The organism is Anaerophaga thermohalophila str. Valhall, from assembly GCF_000250735.1.
GTDB lineage: Bacteria > Bacteroidota > Bacteroidia > Bacteroidales > Marinilabiliaceae > Anaerophaga > Anaerophaga thermohalophila_A.
In genome coordinates, this window is record NZ_AHZV01000326.1 from 1 (window position 1) to 536 (window position 536).

A 536-nucleotide genomic window follows, 5' to 3' on the forward strand; every position below is an offset into this window, starting at 1 on the left:
ATCAGGGCTAACGCCCCTATGGTTTATTCATCCGTTTCTATTACGAAGATATTAGGGCTACGCCCCTTTGATTATATCATCCGTTATTCAATTACGAAGATTACCGGGCTACGCCCCTTTGATTATATCATCCGTTATTCAATTACGAAGATTACCGGGCTATGCCCCTTTGGGTTATTTTGTCCATTATTCTATTACAAAGATTTCAGGGCTACGCCCCTTTTTTTAATTCATACATTTTTTCTACGAAGATTACGGGGCTAACGCCCCTTTGGGTTATATCATTCGTTATTCAATTACGAAGATTACCGGGCTATGCCCCTTTGTTTTAATTCATACATTTTTTCTACGCCCCTTTTTGTATTCGTATTCATTTGTATGATTTTTCAGGGCTGCAGCCCCACTTATTTTATCATTATATTTATTGTTCTACTCAATGTTTTTCTTTAACGCTCCGATTTTTCTTTTTAAAGAAAGGGGCGTTAGCCCTAATCTCTTCGTAGCATAAATTGGGTGCGAGACAATTCAGGGGCGTT

General features: G+C 38.4%; 1 protein-coding gene. It reads left to right on the top strand.

The window, feature by feature from the left end; translation table 11 throughout:
* On the top strand, positions 1 to 264 hold a 264-nt coding region (locus tag OQ5_RS23935), incomplete at its 5' end, for a hypothetical protein (RefSeq protein WP_218054563.1).
* Between the last annotated feature and the right edge of the window lie 272 nt (positions 265 to 536).